This is a genomic window from Shewanella sp. MTB7, from assembly GCF_027571385.1.
In the GTDB taxonomy this organism is placed as follows: Bacteria; Pseudomonadota; Gammaproteobacteria; order Enterobacterales; family Shewanellaceae; genus Shewanella.
Genome location: NZ_CP085636.1, coordinates 1,546,491 through 1,565,160, shown reverse-complemented (window position 1 = coordinate 1,565,160; position 18,670 = coordinate 1,546,491). Strand labels below are relative to the sequence as shown.

The window sequence follows — 18,670 nt, the reverse complement described above, 5'->3', positions numbered from 1 at the left end:
TCAAATAACAGCTATCTTGTTTCTGTTCTGCTTCACGATAACAAGCAGTGATCAAGTCATGGCTGAAGAAACAGCAGAGTTTACCGCTAAGCTCTCCGTGTCTCCCGAATTTTGTATAACCTCGAATGAACAGCTGACCTGTGAAGTCACTGTTAAGCTCGAGTGGAACAACCAGATACCTAAGTCTATCTGTATTTTATCTGACTATGACAACATGGCCAGATGGTGCACAGAGGAAGCTGAGGTTAGTTCGTTTAGCTTAGATATAAGCACAACGAAAGATGTTCAATTTGTAATGATAGATAAAGTAACTCATGAAACGCTCGCTGGGGTAAAACTAAAAGTCACACCGACTGCAGGACCCAAAGTGAGAAGACGCTACCGTAACCCTTGGAGTTTATTCTAATGACAGCCACTCAATCGACCCATAGAGTATTATTGGTAGAGGACGATATTCGTCTTGCCAACTTGATTGTGGATTATTTAAAGTCCCATGGAATGCATGTTGAAGTTGAGCGTCGCGGTGACACTGTACTGACCCGCTTGATAAATTATAAACCCGACATCATACTGCTAGACATTATGTTACCAGGCATGGATGGGTTAACCCTATGTGAAAAGTTACCAGACTATTTTGCTGGTCCTATCTTACTGATGAGCGCATTAGGTTCCAATGAAGATCAGATCAAAGGGTTAGAATTAGGTGCCGATGATTATGTGGTAAAACCTGTGGACCCAGCGTTACTTATTGCCAGAATTAATAACTTACTACGCCGTAACGCTAAACCACCAAAGGTAGAGTCACATTGCTTATCATTCGGAAAGTTAAGCATAGATCCACACACCCAAGCGATTAGACTTGGCGATCTCGAAGTTGACTTAACCAGCCATGAATTTGAGCTGCTTTGGTTACTCGCATCTCAAGCTGGTCAGGTATTAAGTCGTCAATATATCTATCAATACTTGCTCAATATCGATTTTGACGGTAAAGATAGAAAAATTGATGTCCGGATCTCGAGATTAAGAAAGAAATTAGGCGATAATATTGATACACCGTTCAGAATTAAAACGGTCTGGGGACAGGGATACTTATTTGCGCCTGAAGCTTGGACTAACTAAGCCTGAACCCGATAAAGTCAATTTGAATTAAATACGTATTTACGGAAATAACATTGAAGCGACTTTTTATCAGCTTATACCTACTCATCAGTTTAAGTATCTTAGGGATAGGTTGGACACTCGATAATATTTGGCAGAATAATGTCGACGACAGTGGTGCAGCTGATGCACCACTTATCATGTTGGCACAACTTCTTGCGAAACTGCCAGAGCAAGATCGTATCGGGTATTTAGCCCAAATTGATCACGCCCCTAACTATCCCATTGAACTAATGGATTCAAGTCAGATCGCCTTATCAGATAAAAGCGACTTAACAGATAAGGCCGTGCTTATCACCACATTGAGTGACCATTTTGAACTCCACTTTATCAAAGTTGACAATCAAATCTTGGTTGCAGGTCCTATTGAAATAGATCCAAGAGCTCGATTACGTAAGCTTTTCACCCTGTTTTTCTATCTATCTCTGGGCTTAATTGCACTTATCTGGGTATGGCCATTATCACGGGATCTAAAAGTTCTCCGTAACGCGACCCAAGAGTTTGGTCAAGCCAAATGGGACACGCAAATTAAACTTTCGCCTCGCTCTCAAGTGATTCCTTTAGGAAATACATTTAATGAGATGGCTAGGCAGATTAGTACACTAATTGAAAACCAGAAACATTTATCGAATGCCGTTTCCCATGAGATCCGCACCCCTCTTGCTAGGTTAAAGTTTGCTTTAGCGTTAATGCCTCAGTACTGTAAACCCGATTCCGATAAGCATCGCAGATCCGAATTTATTGAAGAGATGCTGCTTGATGTTAAGGAGATAGACAAGCTGCTACAGGAACTGTTGACTTATGCCAGTCTAGAGTCTCAGCGCAAAGACATTCATTTAGAGCATTGCGATCTAACAGCGCTCACTCGGCAAACAATCAAGCGTTTATCTTCACAGAATACGCCGCCTATCCGATATAACGAAAACACACTTACCACCTATCTCTTAGGCGATCCCTCCTTGATTGAAAGAGCGATACAAAACCTCGTCACCAACGCACAGAGATTTGCTCAACATGCCATAGATATAGAGATAAAGCAGAGTAAACAGTTTATTAGCCTAAGTGTCACCAACGATGGGCCCGATATCCCGCCGGAAGATCAAGGTAAGATATTTGAACCTTTCTACCGCAGCAAATCAGTCCAAAATGGCAATAAAGGGCATGGTTTAGGTCTCGCCATTATCAAGCGGATCATGGAAAGACATAATGGAACTGTCAAACTAGAGAGCCATAATGGAAGCACCCGTTTTATTCTAACGTGGCCTAAACCTGAATAAGGTTACTCGAGAGTGAAATCATCTAAAGATAAATTAGGTTCTTCAGGATCGGGAGACTTGAAATCGAATGAGGGATTTAGCTCTGCTCGCTCCTGGAGCAACTGAGCTTTTTTCGCTTTCATTATTGCCAACTGACGGCGACGCTTTCTCTGTTTACAGAGTCGAATAACATCATATTTTCTTGCATCAGAAAACGCTAACCAATTAAATCTCTCGTCTCTATTACGTAGACAACCTTTACAATAACCTCGCGCGTCAGTCTGACACACTCCGATACAGGGGCTTTGAATTTCAAAAAACTCTAATTGCTCCATAAATCGCCCCCATACTCAGTATTTGTTACTTTAAACATAACTGATTTGCCTTCTTCTGGCTAAAAATATTCTTTTGTCATAATAAGAAATCCCTTGCATCTGTATGCAGAACAGACCAAATTGGTCTTCAACTCCCTAGGTCAGGAAACGAAAATGAAATTATTTAACTTATCAAGTCTACTTCTTTCATGTGTACTCCTGAGTGCCTGCACCAGCACGCCAAAGAGCGATTATGATGTGGATTACGATTTTACTAAGCTCAGTACTTTCCAAGAACTCGCTCCACCCCAATCCGATGATCCACTGACTACGTCAAGGATTCAAACTGCTTTAGCCAACACTCTCGAAGAAAAAGGGTTTACTCGAGTTGAGAGCAAAGCAGACTTTCTGGTCACTTTTGGCTACAGAGTTGACGATAAACCAAAAGATTCAGGGCTATCGATTGGATTAGGTACTGGAACTTGGGGCAGTAGTGGTGGTGTCAGCGTTGGCACAAGCGTCGGCGTTCCCATCGGCAGTAATACCGCGAAGATACAAACCATACAGATAGATATTCTTGACCCTGTAACAAACCGCCTGATATGGCGTGGAACAGACGGTTTTGACTATGATGCTGGAGGGGAGCAGAAAGTTATCGATACCTTAGCTACAGTAAACAAAATTCTGGCACTGTTCCCACCACAGAAATAACTCAGAATAAGTATCCACATATTAATAACTCATAACAAAAGAGGAGCAAACCTCCTCTTTCACATCAATGATATATTTCAGTCATAATATCGTCACAAATCCGTAGTCAAACAAGCATCATTTTCTGTTAGATTAGCCAGCTTAATCTGGTCTCAAATTGGCCAACTTACTGTAATACCAATCAGTATAAGAAGTTGATCTACTCAGAGTGTTTTTGGCAAACTAATTCAAGGCGAATGGATGATGGAATGGTTATTCCCTTGTAAGTTCATTCAACACAGAAGTAGGCAGCCAAAAACACTCCTTAACAGGCGAGTTTTAGCGGTTCTGATGCTGTGTTAACGAGCTTAACCGTAGAATAACTATGCTCTTCACTCGTTGTCTTGCCTCAGGACCGCTAAATTCTCGCTGAGCGATCAAATCTTTATACTGATTGGTATAATACCTAAACGGAAAATTTGCACATGCACACTAAGCACATAACATATTATCTCCATCTCGCCACGCTGATCACCGCTGTTTTGCTCACAGGGTGTAACGATAGTAATGAAAACAGTAATAGTGAAACTAAGGTGGCAGCGAAGGTCGGTCCTCGTCCACTATTTTTAATCAACCAGATGCAGGAAAGTGAGCTTAAAGCGACACTAGAACAATGCAGAGATAACCCTTCCTACCGCACCGATTTCTCTATTGGTCACCGTGGTGCTGCTATGCAGTTTCCCGAACATACCAAAGAATCTTATCAAGCGGCTATTGACTCAGGTGCTGGGATAATCGAATGTGATGTCACTTTCACTTCTGACAAAGCCTTAGTTTGTCGTCATTCTCAATGTGATTTGGCCACGACCACCAATATTTTATCCATCCCAGAACTTGCAGCACAATGCTCCGTTCCTTTTAGCCCTGCAGATCCTATAAACGGCGTGAAAGCCAATGCTAAATGCTGCACAAGCGACATTACTCTTGCTCAATTTAACACCCTAAAAGGCAAGATGGACGGTGCTAATTCTAATGCCACCACCGTTGAAGAGTATATGGCAGGAACGGCTAATTGGCGGACTGATCTCTATTCTGGCAATGGCACTTTAATGACTCACGCAGAGAGCATTGAGATGTTTAAGAAAGCGGGAATAAAGATGACGCCAGAGCTTAAATCAGCTGAAGTGCAGATGCCATTTGATGGCTTTAGCCAGCAAGATTATGCTCAAAAAATGATAAGCGAATACCAAGCTGCTGATGTGCCAGCAGCAGATGTTTACCCGCAGTCTTTTGAGCTTGAAGACATCAAATACTGGATAGCAAATGCACCCGAATTCGCTAATCAGGCTGTATTTCTCGATGACAGATACGATGATGCAGGCTTTGATCCACAACATGCCGATACTTGGTCGCCAAGCATGGAAGAACTTAAAAGCCAAGGGATAGAATATATCGCACCACCACTTTGGGTATTAGTAACTTTAGATGCTGATAATAAGTTGATTGCCTCTGAATATGCCAAGGCAGCGAAGAGTGCACAGTTGAACATTATCGCTTGGACATTGGAACGCTCTGGGTTACTGATTAACGGAGGCGGCTGGTATTATCAAAGCATTACGGATGTCATTGACAATGAAGGTGATGCCCTCGAATTGTTAGATGTGTTAGCCAAAGATATAGGTGTTAAAGGGGTTTTTTCTGATTGGCCAGCAACGGTCACTTACTACGCAAACTGCATGGATATTTAACACTAATCCGTATAAAAGCTACACAGAAACACTAACGGTAAATGCTGTTAGTGTTTCTACAACCTGTTATTTGTGCGCGTTTACAGTACGATCTGATGCCCATTCACGTAACGCGGTAAGTTTCTCTCGCATAACCACAGACAAGGGTCTGGTTTTCATTAACTCTTCGATTAACAGCGCTTGATTTAACACTTGTTCTGATGCTCTAGCAGTATAGATAGCAGAGATGATCGCTTGCTCTATCTCTGCACCGGAGAAACCTTGGCTCGCGCTTGAAAGTTCAGCTAAATTGAACAAGCCAAGATCAAGTTCACGCCGCTTAGCATGGATCAGAAATATAGCCCTACGGATCTCATCATCAGGCAGATCGATAAAGAAAATCTCATCCATTCTACCTCTACGCATCAACTCCGGTGGCAGTACTGAGATATCATTTGCAGTGGCTACCATAAACACATCGGATTTTCTCTCCGCCATCCAAGTTAGAATCGTACCCAAAATACGTGTTGATACACCATCATCACTACTGCCACCACTTAAGCCTTTCTCAATTTCATCAACCCAGAGCACACAGGGAGACATCAGATCTGCTAGCTCTAAGGCATGGCGTAAGTTTTTCTCGGTCTCACCTATATATTTGTTATACAGCGCTGCCATATCCAACCTTAATAAGGGTCTTTGCCACATACCTGCAACCGCTTTAGCCGCTAAGCTCTTACCGCTGCCCTGTACTCCTAAGAGCAAGATACCTTTAGGTTGATCTTTAAGGTTCTTAGTACGACCTGAAGGAGCTCTATGTTTTAGCCATTGCTTTAAATTATGTAAACCCGCCACCTGAGAGAAGTCACTGGTGTCATATTCAAACTGCAGCACACCTTTCATGTCCAGCAGTTCAAACTTACCCTTGTTAACCATATCGACATCAGAATGCGTAATCGCTCCATCATCAACAATCGCCTTATTCGCTAATCGGCGAGCATCATCAAAGGTCAAACCTCTCAGGTTTTCTGCCAATTTGATGACTGCCGAATCATCTATATCTAACATCAATCCTTCATTCCTTACTTTATCGACTTGCTCATAGATCACGTTTTGTAACTGCGCAGTATTGGGCAGAGATAACCTGAAGTGTGCGCAATAACGCTTAATTTCAGCTGGGATCTCAAAGGCATGGCTGACTAAAACAATAGTGTGTTTAAGTGACTCATACTCAAGAGCTATCTCTTTTAAGAGACGTACGTTCTTAGGTGCATCAGCCACAAAAGGGTGGAAATCGCACAAGATGTAGATACCCTGCTGTTCAGTGGACTTTATCTGTCCTAGAATATCAGCAGGCTCACTGTTGAATGCCTGCGTGCCCATGACCTTATCAACACGAGTTAGCCCTTGTGTGATACTCCAGCTGAACAGAGGTTGATAAAGCACACTCGATACCCTCTTAAGGAGTTCGATAACACGGGGTTCCTCGTAGGTTTCGATGATGACAATTGGGGTGTTTGATCTTAAAACTGATGTTAAATCTCTAATGTCTTGCATCGATAATCCTTATAAAAATGGCAAACTACCCAGCATAAATGCCTAATTAAAAAGGTAATTAAGCCAACCTGCATTATCAGTAGCACTTTACGCATAACCGCCGCTTGGGAAAAGTGATAAGTATAAATAGCAACTTGTCCAGAAACTCCTACTGGAAAATGCTCTCGTATCTCATGATGCTCTATCTCGATCAAAACTATCACCCGTCCTTGCCTCTATCAATTAACACTTAATCGCAACAAAGAAACACTCTCGCAACAAAACACTATTAATACCAGAAAAGAGTGAATTCCGTTCATCCACGACGATATGGAAATTAGAAGTAGGATGATAGAACTGAGCAATTATTAATGACTTTGAACTCAATCACTTCTAGACATACCCAATACTGCATCTTCACGTAGTTTGGGTATAATCGCTAAAAAGAGCATCAGTAAGCTCAATAGCCAAATAGTGTGAATCACTATTATCTACAAAAATAAAAGGTACCCACAGAATGATAGGCACTCCACACTCCAATGGTGCACTGCGCGCTATGTTGCTCGGTTGCGGTGAACTAGGAAAAGAGGTTGCGATCGAACTTCAGCGTATGGGCGTTGAAGTGATTGGTGTAGACCGCTACCCCAATGCGCCAGCCATGCAAGTCGCCCACCGCTTTCATGTGATCGATATGCTCGATGGTAACGCTCTCAAAGCAATTATCAAACAAGAGCAGCCACATCTGGTTATCCCAGAAATTGAAGCAATTGCGACTCAAATACTGATAGAGATGGAAGCTGAGGGCGTTAATATCATCCCTACCGCCAAAGCAACTCAGCTCACCATGGACAGAGAAGGTATAAGACGTTTTGCCGCTGAAACCTTAAACCTACCCACTTCACCTTACGTTTTCTGTGATACTCAGACCGAATTCGAACTGGCCATAGAAAAGATAGGCATACCTTGTATGGTTAAACCTGTCATGAGCTCATCCGGTAAAGGACAAAGCGTTATTCGCGAAGCAAACCAAATATTGACCGCTTGGCAATATGCACAAGAGGGAGGACGAGCTGGCGGAGGACGTGTAATTGTCGAAGGGTTTGTGCCTTTCGATTATGAGATAACCTTGCTAACGATAAGTTCAATCAACGGCATACACTTTTGCGATCCTATAGGTCATAGGCAGGAAGATGGTGACTACCGCGAATCATGGCAGCCACAAGCTATGCCCGCTTCAGTCCTAAAGAGATCACAGGAGATCGGACGTAAGGTTGTTGAGGCATTAGGGGGTTATGGTTTATTTGGCGTTGAGCTGTTTATCAAGGGCGATGAGGTTTATTTTTCCGAAGTTTCGCCCCGTCCCCATGACACAGGTATGGTGACCCTCATCAGTCAAGATCTATCAGAGTTTGCGCTGCACGCTAGGGCTATTCTAGGCTTGCCAATTGCCAACATAACGCAGCATGGCCCTAGTGCATCGGCAGTCATATTAGGATCAGGTCAATCTGACAATATTCGTTTTGAAGGTATCTGCAAAGCACTTGAACAAACGGATACCCAGCTTCGTTTGTTTGGTAAACCTGAAATAAACGGCCATCGACGTTTAGGTGTCGCACTTGCACGTGGTAGCTCGATTGATAATGCAATAGAAAAAGCCTTGCATTCGGCTAGCGTAATTAAGGTGATTTTGTAATAGCTGACAGGGCTTTATCTCTCCAGTAAAGCCCTTATACCACATCTCTTAACACCATCTCCTGCACGTAACGATAAAAGTATTGGCTAATTAACCCTGTTTCTAGCTTTACCGCTCAAGAAAGCGGCCACATTTTCAATAGCAATATTCAGTAGATTCTGCCTAGACTCACGTGTTGCCCAAGAGTTATGTGGACTGATACTGATATTGACAGCGGTCAGTAATGGATTATCTTTTTGTGGTGGTTCAGTTGAAAGTACATCCACTCCAGCAGCTGCAATTTCACCATCAAGTAACGCCTGACTCAACGCCGCCTCATCAATCAGTCCACCGCGGGCCGTATTAATCAAAATGGCTGTTGAACGCATTGATTGCAGCAACGCGTTATTAATTATCTTATCGGTTGTATCAGTTAGTGGACAGTGCAGTGAAAGAATATCCACCAGAGGTATCATCTCATCGAGCCTGCTCCATTTCACACCAATGGGTAGATCGAACCGCGGCGTACGCGTATTGACTAATACTTTCATTCCAAACGCCAATGCAATATTAGCCACCTGCTGGCCTATAGCACCATACCCCATTAACCCGAGTGTTTTCCCCTTTAGAGATTGCAAAGGATTAAGCGTAAAACAAAAATCCTCACACTCTGTCCATGCCCCTGCGACAACGGCACGGTCATGAGCAGCGACCTGCTGAGTATGGTGAAGAATATGAGCAAACACCATCTGAGCCACAGCATCCGGACCATAACCGGGCACATTGGTCACCACGACACCATGATGCTTTGCCGCGAGCAGATCCACCACATTGGTACCAGTCGCAAGTACACCTATATAACTAAGTTTGGGAAGTTTAGAGAGTATGTCCGCTGAGATATGAGTCTTATTGGTAAAGAGTATTTCTGCCTCTTTTGCTCGACTAAACAACTCATTTTCAGTGGTTCTCTCAAAGCAAGTAAACTCTCCTGCACTAGCAAAGTGACTTAATCCATCCCAGCTTAAATCCCCAGGGTTAAGTGTATAACCGTCGAGCACCACTATTTTCATGTTATGACTCTTCCCTCTAAAACCTTAGCCTTACGCCTAAGTTCACTTGTCCTTGCCACATAATATCTGAGGAGATTGACCAAAGACACTCTCCACCATCACAAAACAAGGTGCTGTCGCTACTGATAAAAGTGGCATAACCTCTGGCATCAGCAAACATCGAAAAGGATTCGATCAGTTGATACTCTACCCCTGCACCAAAGCCCATAGAAAACCGAGTTTCATTAGAGTACTCACCACCGGGTCGCATATTCGTTAAACCTAGACTTGCCGTGACATAGGGCTTCAAATTGCCATTTGGAAAGTAGAGCGAACCTCCTAAATGTAAGTAATCCAGATCGAGATCAGTAATGGCAGTTGGACTGGAATTGCTACCAGTACGTAAATCGGTGGTCTGATGACTGTAAAGCACATAGATATCACCAGGGTCTTTGGTGGTAAAACCCAGCATGAATCCGTAATGCTCCGACTCAGAGACCTTCAACTCCCCCTCTTCACCTTGGACGAAGTTACCAATGCCTGAGCTTTTGATGTTGAACTCACTGGCGCCAAAACTGTAACCCCCAAATGGGGCAATAAACACCTCAGCTAGGGCTGAGCTTGAAACGAAAATGGAAGCGACAATCAATGCTAATGCGGAAATATAACCTGCTCTCTTCATATCGGTCTCTTTCATAAATAATCAAACATGAGTTATCAGGATTTAGGCATTATTGAACCTTGATACAAGATAATAAAATGTATATTGATACTTAATACAATATACATTTTACCAATATTTATTCAATAAAAATAGCAAGATAGCTGAATATTGGCATACTGATTTAGCGCATACCGCGATCTGTTTTGACCCTGTCGTAGGCCGCTTGAATATCTTGAGCTTTGGTGTTAGCAAGCTCCATCATCTCAGGAGGTAAGCCTTTAGCAACTAGCTTATCAGGATGATGCTCATTCATCAGTTTACGATAACTGCGCTTAACCTCTTGATCCGATGACGTTTCGGTTAAACCAAGCAATGAGTATGCATCTTCAATACTGGTTTGGTTATTATTTCCACCTTGATGGAAATTAAACTCCGCTTGCCAACGCTTAAGTAACTCATCAAGTTGTATGCGGCTGAAACCTAACTCTTGAGCTATCGTCAGTAATACTTCATGCTCTTTGGGTTCTAATTTGGCATCAGAAAGCGCTGTTTGGATCTGGATCTCAAGAAACATCTGTAGCAACTCTTTACGCCCCATAGAGATAAGACGAAAGGTTTTCAGGCAAGTCTTAACATCAAAGTCGCTCTCTTTTCCCTCTTTAAAAGCAGCTTGCGCATCAGCTCTAGCCTCCCCTTTTAGTTGCATCTGATCCATTAACATCGTCGCGATACGGATATCGTTTTCTGTTACATGTCCTGACGCTTTAGCCACATGTCCCATAACGGCAAAGGTAGTCTTAAAAAATAATGTCTGTCGATTAGCGCCCTTACCTATAATCCCACTAAGTTGAGCACTTTTTTTATCATAGAGATGACCCAACCAAAGACCAATGACACCACCAATAATACGACCAAACATAAAACCTATGGCAAAGCCAAAAAACTTACCCCAAATACGCATTAAAAAACCTTAATAACCTATAAAAAATATTAAAACCAGATACACGACTCAGGATACTGAGTGGCACCAGCCAAAATCACGCTAAATCTCGTTGACGCTGCTCTAAACTTTCCAAGCGTTCTAGGGTACCAACATCACACCAGAAACCAGAAAAATGTTCTCCAGAAATAAGTCCTGAAGTCATCTTATCCCTCAAAAGAGGAGCAAGAGGAAAACCAGTACCTGACGTGTTTTCAAAAAGAGAGGGGTGATAAATCCCCATCCCTGAAAACGTCAATGCATCTTCATCATCAAAAAGCCTGTTTTGTACCAACCCCTCTATTAATGGGAAATCCCCATTAGGGTGCTGACTGGGATTATCCACTAACCAAAGGTGCGCCAACTTTCCCTTAAGAAAGTCGCATGAATCGAGAGAGGTAAAATCAGGTAATGCATCAAGAAATACATCGCCATTAATCACTAAAAATGGGTCATTACCCAGTAATGGCAAAGCCTGTTTAATGCCTCCACCCGTCTCTAGTGCACAAAGCTCATGGCTGTACTGAATATTCACTCCCCAACGGCTGCCGTCACCTAAGGCTTCTGTTAGTTTATGCCCAAGCCAAGCATGATTGATCACAATCTCGGTGATTCCCTGTTTCGCTAACCCTTCAATGTGGTAAACAATCAACGGCTTATTGGCAACACAAATCAAAGGTTTAGGCAAAAAATTAGTTAAAGGACGTAATCGCTCTCCTCTGCCCGCAGCCAAAATCATCGCCTTCATGAAGAGGCCTCAACCGCTGGAATAACTACATTACTAACCCAATCACTAAAAGGCTTAAGCTCAAGGTAATTATCAGAAATATCACGAATATATTCAAGGGTTAATGGAATATTAGCCATATATGCAGGCTTATCATCACGGTATTTAAGGCGCGCAAAAATCCCCGCTGCTTTTATATGGCGCTGCAACCCCATTAAATCAAACCAACGAGTATAGGTCGCTATCGACACACAGTTATCGAGTTGGCCGGAGGCTTTAATTTGCTCAAAATGCTGCAACATTAACTGACTAACCACTTTATCAGGCCAACGAATATAGCAATCTCTCAACAGAGACACCGCATCATAAGTAACAGGTCCAAGTACAGCATCTTGAAAGTCGATCACTCTCAGTTGTTCATCTTGCAGCATCAAGTTTCGGCTATGATAATCTCGATGCATACCGACTTTAGGTTGCACTTCAGCATTTTGAATCAGATGAGAAAAGGTTATTTTCAACATATCCTGGGTAGAATCATCAAGTTCGATATCAAGATGGCGCTTTATCAGCCAATCAGAAAAAATATCTAATTCCAATTTCACAAATGCTTCATCGTATAAAGGCAAGGGCATTTCGCCATTGTCAGTCACTAGACTCATTTTTTTTAAAAGTAATAATGCTTCGCCATAGTAGCCTACGACATTGTCCTCATTTAATACCGACAGCAACTGTACATCCCCTAAGTCACTTAACAATAAAAAACCTTCTTCAATATTACTTTCAATAACTTGAGGAACATTTACTCCTTCTTCAGAATATCTACTTGCCAACTTAATAAAAGGAAGCACGTTTATTAACTCAGGGGGGGAGTCCATAACAATAAAGCTCTTATCATTGTGCTGAACACGAAAATATCGTCTAAAGCTGGCATCGCCAGAGATAAGTATAGGTCTAACCTGAGTATCGAAAAGTTGTTGTAGCCATGCATTTAACGCAAGAAATCTAAGATCTGACAAGGGCACCTCATGGCTCTTATGTAAAAATTGCTTTATTATAAAGCAAAATGGAATCAGCGAATAAGCTCAATCTCGATATTTAGCTGAGTTGTCTGAAAATCGACAACATTTATCCCCAATTATTGTCCAGACTAAGAAATTATATTAAACGACTTAAGATGCAGATCCGTTATTTATTGGCATTAAGCCTACTTCCCCAATTAGTCTTGGCTGAAGACATTCCCCAAATTCTCGATGCTGGTTTACAGTGTATCGTCGAGCCTCCCGTCCCTCGTCTATCGCCAACAAGCGGTGACCAAACGGTGCTAGCGCAACAAGAGATCCGAATCATATCGAATCGCTCTGAAGCAGAAATGGGCAAACAAGCTAAATTTAATGGCAATGTTTTATTCAGTCAAGGTGATCGGCATATTGCTGCCGATGAAGCAATACTAGACCAGCAAAATGAACGCTTGGATGCCAATGGCAACCTAGTGTTTCAAGATCAGATGATAACCATTACAGCCGACTCCCTCACCGCTGAGATGCGCAGTAACAGTGCATCCCTTTGGGGTGCACAGTATTGGATGCACGGTCAACAAATTCATGGTGATGCCGAAAAACTAGAAATAACTTCAGATAACAACTTACACCTGACTAAGACCAACTTTACCACCTGTCCTCCAGGTGACACCTCTTGGTTACTGGAAGCTGAAACAATCAAGATTGACAGTTCTGAAGAGTGGGGCGAACTCTGGGATGCCAAGTTAAAAATTGGTGGCGTCCCTGTATTCTATATTCCCTATATGACGATACCGGTATCTGAAAAACGTAAATCTGGCTTTCTATTTCCAGAACTAAGCACCAGCACCACTAATGGTGTCGAAATTGCGACGCCTTATTATTGGAATATATCTCCAGAGTATGATCTCACTTTTACTCCTCATTATATGTCATCACGAGGTTTATTCTTAAAGAGTGATTTCCGCTATCTGGCGGGAGAGTCACAACAAGGTCAACTAAATTTAGAGTACATAGGCAGCGACAACATGCTAGCCGACTCACCTGATCGTTACCTTTATCATTGGGAACATAGGGGCGCTATCAATGAAAATTGGCGAGTGATGGCTAACTTTACCAATGTATCAGATAACAACTATTTCAACGATCTCAATTCCGATGTGCAACGAGCGACCGATAACCAAATATCTCGCATCGGTGAGATTAGCTACTTCGAACAAAACTGGGATGTCACTGCCCGAGTACAAAATATCAAAGTATTGGGTGGCGACGAAAAACCTTATCAGGTTATGCCACAGATAGGCCTTAACTATCGCGCACCAGATTTTTGGAACGGCTTAGATTTCGGACTTACCAGTGAAGCGAGTAATTTTCAACATGAAGACAGCAGATTCACAACCGCAACACGTCTGAATTTTGAACCCAGTATCTCTTACCCTATTCATGGTCCAGCAGGCTCATTGACCAGTGAAGTCAAATTGCTACAAACCTACTATTGGCAGGATGTTAATGAGTTCGCTGCTGATGATGAAATCGCCAGTTTTGTCAATCGAACCTTGCCACTGGTACGCGTACACGGCCAGGTAAATTTTGAACGTTTTACCAGCTACTTCAATGAAAACTATCGCCAAACATTAGAACCTCAATTCCAATACTTGTATGTCGGTTATGAAAACCAAGACGACATTGGCATTTATGATACCGCGATAATACAAGATGATTACTTTGGTCTTTTCCGGGACAGGCGTTTTTCAGGCATCGATAGAATTGCTGATGCGAATCAATTAACACTAGGCCTAACAACTCGCTTGTTTGATGAACATAATGTTGAAACATTTAAGTTTAGTGTGGGACAGATTTACTACTTTGAAGACAGTAAAGTAGGCATTAGTGATCCCTCGATTCCTAATGATAGGTTAATCCAAGAAAATACCTCTAACTCTGTGCTTGCCGCCGAATTAAACAGTAAATTATATAAAGACTGGTTTATAAGTGGCTCTATTCAGTATGACACTAAGCAAAGCGAGAATAAAAAGAGTGAGGTAACACTCGACTTTAGACCTGGTGCTAATAAGTTACTCCAGTTCAGTTACCGCTATGTACCAGATCTGTTGAACTCAAATACCAATGAGTCGGTCAATATATCTCAAGCAGGTATGCGAGCAGCTTGGCCAATTAATGACAGTTGGTATTTAGTCGGTAACTGGTATTATGATCTTAACGAAAGCCGCAGTGTAGAAACTTACACTGGTTTTCAGTATGAATCATGTTGCTGGGCCGTTAGGTTAAGTTATCATTATCGAATTAAAACCAATTATGATGATGACTTTAGTCCAGTTCTGGATAATCGTGAGCTCTTTGAAACGGGGTTTTACCTTAACTTCGTGATAAAAGGACTCGGCGGTTCTGGTCCATTAGGTGTGTCGGATATGCTTGACGATGGTTTATTTAACTATCGCAAACCCTTATATCTTAAAAACTGATAATTACAACTAGATTCCCTATGGGATCAAATAAGTTTATTTTAGATGAACCATGAGCGGGTCTTAGAGTCCAATCATGATAATAGAATCAAGTCAGCATCATTTGATACTGCACCTGACATTAATATGCCAAGGATTTTTGTGGATGAAACCGAGTAAACATTTAATTTTAGCTTTTCTTGCTCTGGCCGTGAGCCATACAGCACAAGCCCTAAATACCCCTCTCGATAGTGTGTCGGTACAGATTAACGAAGGTATCCTGCTAGAGAGTGAGATCTCTGGCATGGTTAAAACAGTGAAAGCAAATGCTACTGCAGCAGGCCAAGACCTACCTTCTGACAATGCACTTAGAACACAGGTTATTGAGCGTCTAATCATGACTCGATTACAGATGCAGATGGCTGATAGAATCGGCCTGCATATTGGTGATCTACAACTCGACCAAACCATTGGCAATATAGCTAAAGAACAAAACTTAACCGTTGAGCAGATGCAAGTTAAAATAGCTCAAGAGGGAATGAGCTGGAATCAATACCGTGAACAGTTACGTGAAGAGATCACCTTAGGTGAGATACAACGTATTCAGGTTCAGCGCCGCATTCAAGTCTCTCCTCAAGAAATCAGTAGCTTAGTTAAGATGATTGAGGAGAAAGGTCTACAAGAGGTTGAGTTTCAGATTGGACATATCCTGATTGAAGTTCCAAACAGTCCTAACAGCGAACAGCTTGCAACAGCCAGTAAACGCGCCGAAACAGTGCTTAAACGCGTAAAAAGTGGCGATGATTTCCGCCGTACTGCAATCGCAGCATCTTCTGGCCCTAAGGCCCTAGAAGGTGGTATCTGGGATTATATGAACGTCAATGAAATGCCGACGTTATTTGCCGAAGTGTTAGCAAATGCTAAACCCGGTGATGTGATCGGTCCAATCAGAAGTGGGGCGGGTTTCCACATCATTAAAGTAATGGGTGCTCGGGGTCTACAGACCAAAGAGGTCGATGAAGTTCGCTCAAGACACATCCTAGTCAAACCTTCTCCAATCTTATCTGAAGAGCGTGCTAAAGCGATGCTTGATAAGTTTGTCACTCAGATCCGTTCTGGTGATGCCGATTTCGCAGCACTGGCCCGTCAGTATTCTGAAGATCCTGGTTCAGGGGCAAAAGGTGGTGAGCTAGGTTGGGCTGATCCAAGTGTCTATGTACCGGCATTTTCTCAGACATTAAATGCCCTTGAGTTAAATGAAATCAGTGAGCCCTTCCGTTCAAGTCATGGTTGGCATATAGTGCAGCTTGAAGAGCGTCGTAAGACAGATGCTACCGACAAATTTAATACTAACAAAGCACATCAACTCATCTTCCGCCGTAAGTTTAATGAAGAGTTACAAAACTGGCTCGACGAGATGAGAGCTGAAGCGTATATCGAAGTCTTCGAACCTGACAACAATCGAGGCGAATAATTATGGCTAAATCTGTTATTATTATCCACAAGAGTTAACTTGATACCAGAACCTATTTAATCGAGGCTAAATATATTGACGACTAAACGAATAGCCATTACCCCGGGTGAACCAGCCGGGATTGGTCCAGATTTAGTTATCCAACTAGCTCAGCAGGCTTGGCCTGCTGAGCTAGTTGTTTGTGCGGATCCAGAACTTTTATATTCACGAGCCAAAATGCTCGGGCTTCCGCTAAAGCTTAAGCCTTACCAACCTAGTTTGGCGCCAAAAGCACAAGAAGCTGGGACCTTGACTTTAGCACCATTTTCACTTAATGCAGAGGCTACTTGTGGTCAACTCGATGAGCAAAATAGTGCTTATGTGATTCAGACTCTGACCTATGCTGGTGAAAAGAACATGAACGGTGAATTTGATGCGGTGGTTACCGGTCCAGTTCATAAAGGTATTATCAATCAAGCTGGTATTTCCTTTAGTGGTCATACCGAGTTTTTTGCACATCAAGCGAACTGTCAAGACGTTGTGATGATGTTGTCAGCGCCAAATTTACATGTCGCTTTAGTCACAACTCATATTCCTTTGGCCTATGTGTCTAAAGCAATAACCCGTGATAGACTGCATCAGATTATCAAAATCTTGCATACAGATTTAGTTAATAAATTTGCCATTAAGCAACCAAAGATATATGTGTGCGGACTTAACCCCCATGCAGGTGAAGATGGTCATTTAGGCAGAGAAGAGATAGACACTATCATTCCAGCCTTAGAGGAGTTACGAGCCGAAGGTATCAGCCTGGTTGGTCCGTTGCCCGCGGACACCATTTTCCAAAGTAAATATTTAAAAGACGCCGATGTGATCCTTGCCATGTATCATGACCAAGGTTTACCGGTACTTAAATCCCAAGGTTTTGGTAGCTCTGTGAATATCACGCTCGGACTTCCATATATACGCACTTCGGTGGATCACGGTACTGCGCTTGAACTCGCTGGTACTGGCCAAGCAGACATAGGAAGCTTTGTCTGTGCACTAAATAAAGCCATAGATTTGGCAGCAAAAGCTGAGTAGTTGAAAATAAGCAATGAGTAATAAAGTACATTTAGGCCACACGGCCAGGAAACGTTTCGGACAAAACTTTTTGACCGATCATAATATTATCAATCGAATTGTTGGTGCTATCTCCCCAGATAACGATCATGTAATGGTAGAGATTGGTCCGGGCCTTGCCGCCTTAACCGAGCCGGTAGCGAGTGGTATTGATAAACTGACAGTAGTTGAACTGGATAAAGATCTGGTCGCACGTCTACGTGAACACCCGACACTAAAAGATAAGTTGGATATTCACCAAGGTGATGCGCTTAAATTTGACTTCAGTCAACTTGTGGAAGAAGGCCGCCAGATGAAAGTGTTCGGCAATCTGCCTTACAACATCTCGACGCCACTGATGTTCCACTTGTTTGAATTTGCTGAGCAAATTGAAAACATGCACTTCATGTTGCAAAAAGAGGTCGTACTCAGACTTTCTGCTAGCCCTGGAACAAAAGCTTATGGCCGTTTGACGGTTATGGCACAGTACCATTGCCAGGTTATGCCAGTGCTTGAAGTACCACCGGAAAGTTTCACTCCAGCGCCTAAAGTCGACTCGGCTGTTGTGCGTCTCGTACCATTTAAGGTGAAACCTTGGCCATGTAAAGATGTCGATCAGTTAAGACATCTAACGACCACAGCATTTAATATGCGCCGTAAAACCTTACGCAATAACCTTAAACATATTATCTCTGATGAAGAGTTTGCAGAGTTAGGTATCGATGCGACTCTTAGACCAGAGCAGATCACTGTTCAGCAATATGTTGCTATGACAAATCTGGTCATTGATAAGCAATAAAAACGCTTACTTCATTTAGACTCTATGTTAAATTCTAAAATGACTTACAAAATGTAGGAGGGCTTGC

17 protein-coding genes are annotated in these 18,670 nt (G+C 42.5%); 10 read left to right on the top strand and 7 right to left on the bottom strand.

The genetic code is table 11. The features are described 5' to 3' along the window. Positions 1 to 58 precede the first annotated feature (58 nt). From HWQ47_RS06530 to HWQ47_RS06520, 3 genes are read left to right on the top strand one after another with little or no spacing between them, the layout of a single operon-like run. Positions 59 to 406, top strand: coding sequence for a DUF3019 domain-containing protein (locus HWQ47_RS06530; RefSeq protein ID WP_269970366.1), 348 nt, complete (start codon positions 59 to 61; stop codon positions 404 to 406). Continuing rightward, entirely contained in the window at positions 406 to 1,119 is a 714-nt protein-coding gene (locus tag HWQ47_RS06525) for a response regulator (RefSeq protein ID WP_269970365.1), read from the top strand. Before HWQ47_RS06530 ends, HWQ47_RS06525 begins: the two co-directional genes overlap by 1 nt. Positions 1,120 to 1,172: 53 nt before the next feature. Next, positions 1,173 to 2,435, top strand: a complete 1,263-nt coding sequence (locus tag HWQ47_RS06520; RefSeq protein ID WP_269970364.1) for an ATP-binding protein — start codon at positions 1,173 to 1,175, stop codon at positions 2,433 to 2,435. 2 nt (positions 2,436 to 2,437) lie between these two features. On the opposite strand, the gene HWQ47_RS06515 is transcribed toward HWQ47_RS06520, so the two are convergent. After that, entirely contained in the window at positions 2,438 to 2,749 is a 312-nt protein-coding gene (locus HWQ47_RS06515; protein ID WP_269970363.1) for a DUF1289 domain-containing protein, read from the bottom strand. A gap of 153 nt (positions 2,750 to 2,902) precedes the next feature. Between HWQ47_RS06515 and HWQ47_RS06510 the strand changes: the two genes are divergently transcribed. Then, positions 2,903 to 3,439 (top strand): DUF4136 domain-containing protein, encoded by a 537-nt coding sequence (locus HWQ47_RS06510; protein ID WP_269970362.1) that lies wholly within the window; start codon positions 2,903 to 2,905, stop codon positions 3,437 to 3,439. A gap of 464 nt (positions 3,440 to 3,903) precedes the next feature. After that, positions 3,904 to 5,166, top strand: coding sequence for a glycerophosphodiester phosphodiesterase family protein (locus HWQ47_RS06505; RefSeq protein ID WP_269970361.1), 1,263 nt, complete (start codon positions 3,904 to 3,906; stop codon positions 5,164 to 5,166). 66 nt (positions 5,167 to 5,232) lie between these two features. Here the strand turns inward: HWQ47_RS06505 and HWQ47_RS06500 are convergent, their stop codons facing one another. Further along, positions 5,233 to 6,702, bottom strand: a complete 1,470-nt coding sequence (locus HWQ47_RS06500) for an AAA family ATPase (protein ID WP_269970360.1) — start codon at positions 6,700 to 6,702, stop codon at positions 5,233 to 5,235. A gap of 496 nt (positions 6,703 to 7,198) precedes the next feature. Here HWQ47_RS06500 and purT point away from each other — a divergent pair, with 496 nt between their 5' ends. Next, complete coding sequence (gene purT, locus HWQ47_RS06495) at positions 7,199 to 8,374, top strand: formate-dependent phosphoribosylglycinamide formyltransferase (protein WP_269970359.1); 1,176 nt, start codon at positions 7,199 to 7,201, stop codon at positions 8,372 to 8,374. Positions 8,375 to 8,460: 86 nt separating this feature from the next. Here purT and HWQ47_RS06490 read toward each other — a convergent pair whose 3' ends face one another. The 5 genes from HWQ47_RS06490 to HWQ47_RS06470 form a co-directional block, all read right to left on the bottom strand. Beyond that, complete coding sequence (locus HWQ47_RS06490) at positions 8,461 to 9,423, bottom strand: D-2-hydroxyacid dehydrogenase (protein WP_269970358.1); 963 nt, start codon at positions 9,421 to 9,423, stop codon at positions 8,461 to 8,463. Positions 9,424 to 9,439: 16 nt separating this feature from the next. Then, positions 9,440 to 10,084, bottom strand: a complete 645-nt coding sequence (locus tag HWQ47_RS06485) for an outer membrane protein (RefSeq protein WP_269970357.1) — start codon at positions 10,082 to 10,084, stop codon at positions 9,440 to 9,442. A gap of 163 nt (positions 10,085 to 10,247) precedes the next feature. Continuing rightward, on the bottom strand, positions 10,248 to 11,027 hold the full coding sequence (djlA, locus tag HWQ47_RS06480; protein ID WP_269970356.1) for a co-chaperone DjlA: 780 nt from the start codon (positions 11,025 to 11,027) through the stop codon (positions 10,248 to 10,250). Positions 11,028 to 11,103: 76 nt separating this feature from the next. Beyond that, on the bottom strand, positions 11,104 to 11,793 hold the full coding sequence (murU, locus tag HWQ47_RS06475) for an N-acetylmuramate alpha-1-phosphate uridylyltransferase MurU (protein ID WP_269970355.1): 690 nt from the start codon (positions 11,791 to 11,793) through the stop codon (positions 11,104 to 11,106). After that, positions 11,790 to 12,794: an aminoglycoside phosphotransferase family protein gene (locus tag HWQ47_RS06470; protein WP_269970354.1), complete on the bottom strand. Its 1,005-nt coding sequence runs from the start codon at positions 12,792 to 12,794 to the stop codon at positions 11,790 to 11,792. Before HWQ47_RS06470 ends, murU begins: the two co-directional genes overlap by 4 nt. 152 nt (positions 12,795 to 12,946) lie before the next feature. Here HWQ47_RS06470 and lptD point away from each other — a divergent pair, with 152 nt between their 5' ends. The 4 genes from lptD to rsmA all read left to right on the top strand — a co-directional run bounded on the left by lptD (position 12,947) and on the right by rsmA (position 18,603). Continuing rightward, positions 12,947 to 15,271, top strand: a complete 2,325-nt coding sequence (lptD, locus tag HWQ47_RS06465; RefSeq protein ID WP_269970353.1) for an LPS assembly protein LptD — start codon at positions 12,947 to 12,949, stop codon at positions 15,269 to 15,271. 145 nt (positions 15,272 to 15,416) lie between these two features. Then, on the top strand, positions 15,417 to 16,724 hold the full coding sequence (surA, locus tag HWQ47_RS06460; protein WP_269970352.1) for a peptidylprolyl isomerase SurA: 1,308 nt from the start codon (positions 15,417 to 15,419) through the stop codon (positions 16,722 to 16,724). A gap of 75 nt (positions 16,725 to 16,799) precedes the next feature. Beyond that, the gene (pdxA, locus tag HWQ47_RS06455) at positions 16,800 to 17,786 is read left to right on the top strand and encodes a 4-hydroxythreonine-4-phosphate dehydrogenase PdxA (protein WP_269970351.1); all 987 of its coding nucleotides are present in this window, start codon (positions 16,800 to 16,802) and stop codon (positions 17,784 to 17,786) included. Positions 17,787 to 17,799: 13 nt separating this feature from the next. After that, positions 17,800 to 18,603: a 16S rRNA (adenine(1518)-N(6)/adenine(1519)-N(6))-dimethyltransferase RsmA gene (gene rsmA / locus HWQ47_RS06450; protein WP_269970350.1), complete on the top strand. Its 804-nt coding sequence runs from the start codon at positions 17,800 to 17,802 to the stop codon at positions 18,601 to 18,603. Positions 18,604 to 18,670 lie beyond the last annotated feature (67 nt).

Excerpts from the sequence above, each read along its gene's own strand:
- HWQ47_RS06530 (WP_269970366.1), top strand. The coding sequence starts at position 59 with ATGGCTGAAGAAACAGCAGAGTTTACCGCTAAGCTCTCCGTGTCTCCC.
- HWQ47_RS06525 (WP_269970365.1), top strand. The coding sequence starts at position 406 with ATGACAGCCACTCAATCGACCCATAGAGTATTATTGGTAGAGGACGAT.
- HWQ47_RS06515 (WP_269970363.1), bottom strand. The coding sequence starts at position 2,749 with ATGGAGCAATTAGAGTTTTTTGAAATTCAAAGCCCCTGTATCGGAGTG.
- HWQ47_RS06510 (WP_269970362.1), top strand. The coding sequence starts at position 2,903 with ATGAAATTATTTAACTTATCAAGTCTACTTCTTTCATGTGTACTCCTG.
- HWQ47_RS06505 (WP_269970361.1), top strand. The coding sequence starts at position 3,904 with ATGCACACTAAGCACATAACATATTATCTCCATCTCGCCACGCTGATC.
- HWQ47_RS06500 (WP_269970360.1), bottom strand. The coding sequence starts at position 6,702 with ATGCAAGACATTAGAGATTTAACATCAGTTTTAAGATCAAACACCCCA.
- purT (WP_269970359.1), top strand. The coding sequence starts at position 7,199 with ATGATAGGCACTCCACACTCCAATGGTGCACTGCGCGCTATGTTGCTC.
- HWQ47_RS06490 (WP_269970358.1), bottom strand. The coding sequence starts at position 9,423 with ATGAAAATAGTGGTGCTCGACGGTTATACACTTAACCCTGGGGATTTA.
- HWQ47_RS06485 (WP_269970357.1), bottom strand. The coding sequence starts at position 10,084 with ATGAAGAGAGCAGGTTATATTTCCGCATTAGCATTGATTGTCGCTTCC.
- djlA (WP_269970356.1), bottom strand. The coding sequence starts at position 11,027 with ATGCGTATTTGGGGTAAGTTTTTTGGCTTTGCCATAGGTTTTATGTTT.
- murU (WP_269970355.1), bottom strand. The coding sequence starts at position 11,793 with ATGAAGGCGATGATTTTGGCTGCGGGCAGAGGAGAGCGATTACGTCCT.
- lptD (WP_269970353.1), top strand. The coding sequence starts at position 12,947 with ATGCAGATCCGTTATTTATTGGCATTAAGCCTACTTCCCCAATTAGTC.
- surA (WP_269970352.1), top strand. The coding sequence starts at position 15,417 with ATGAAACCGAGTAAACATTTAATTTTAGCTTTTCTTGCTCTGGCCGTG.
- rsmA (WP_269970350.1), top strand. The coding sequence starts at position 17,800 with ATGAGTAATAAAGTACATTTAGGCCACACGGCCAGGAAACGTTTCGGA.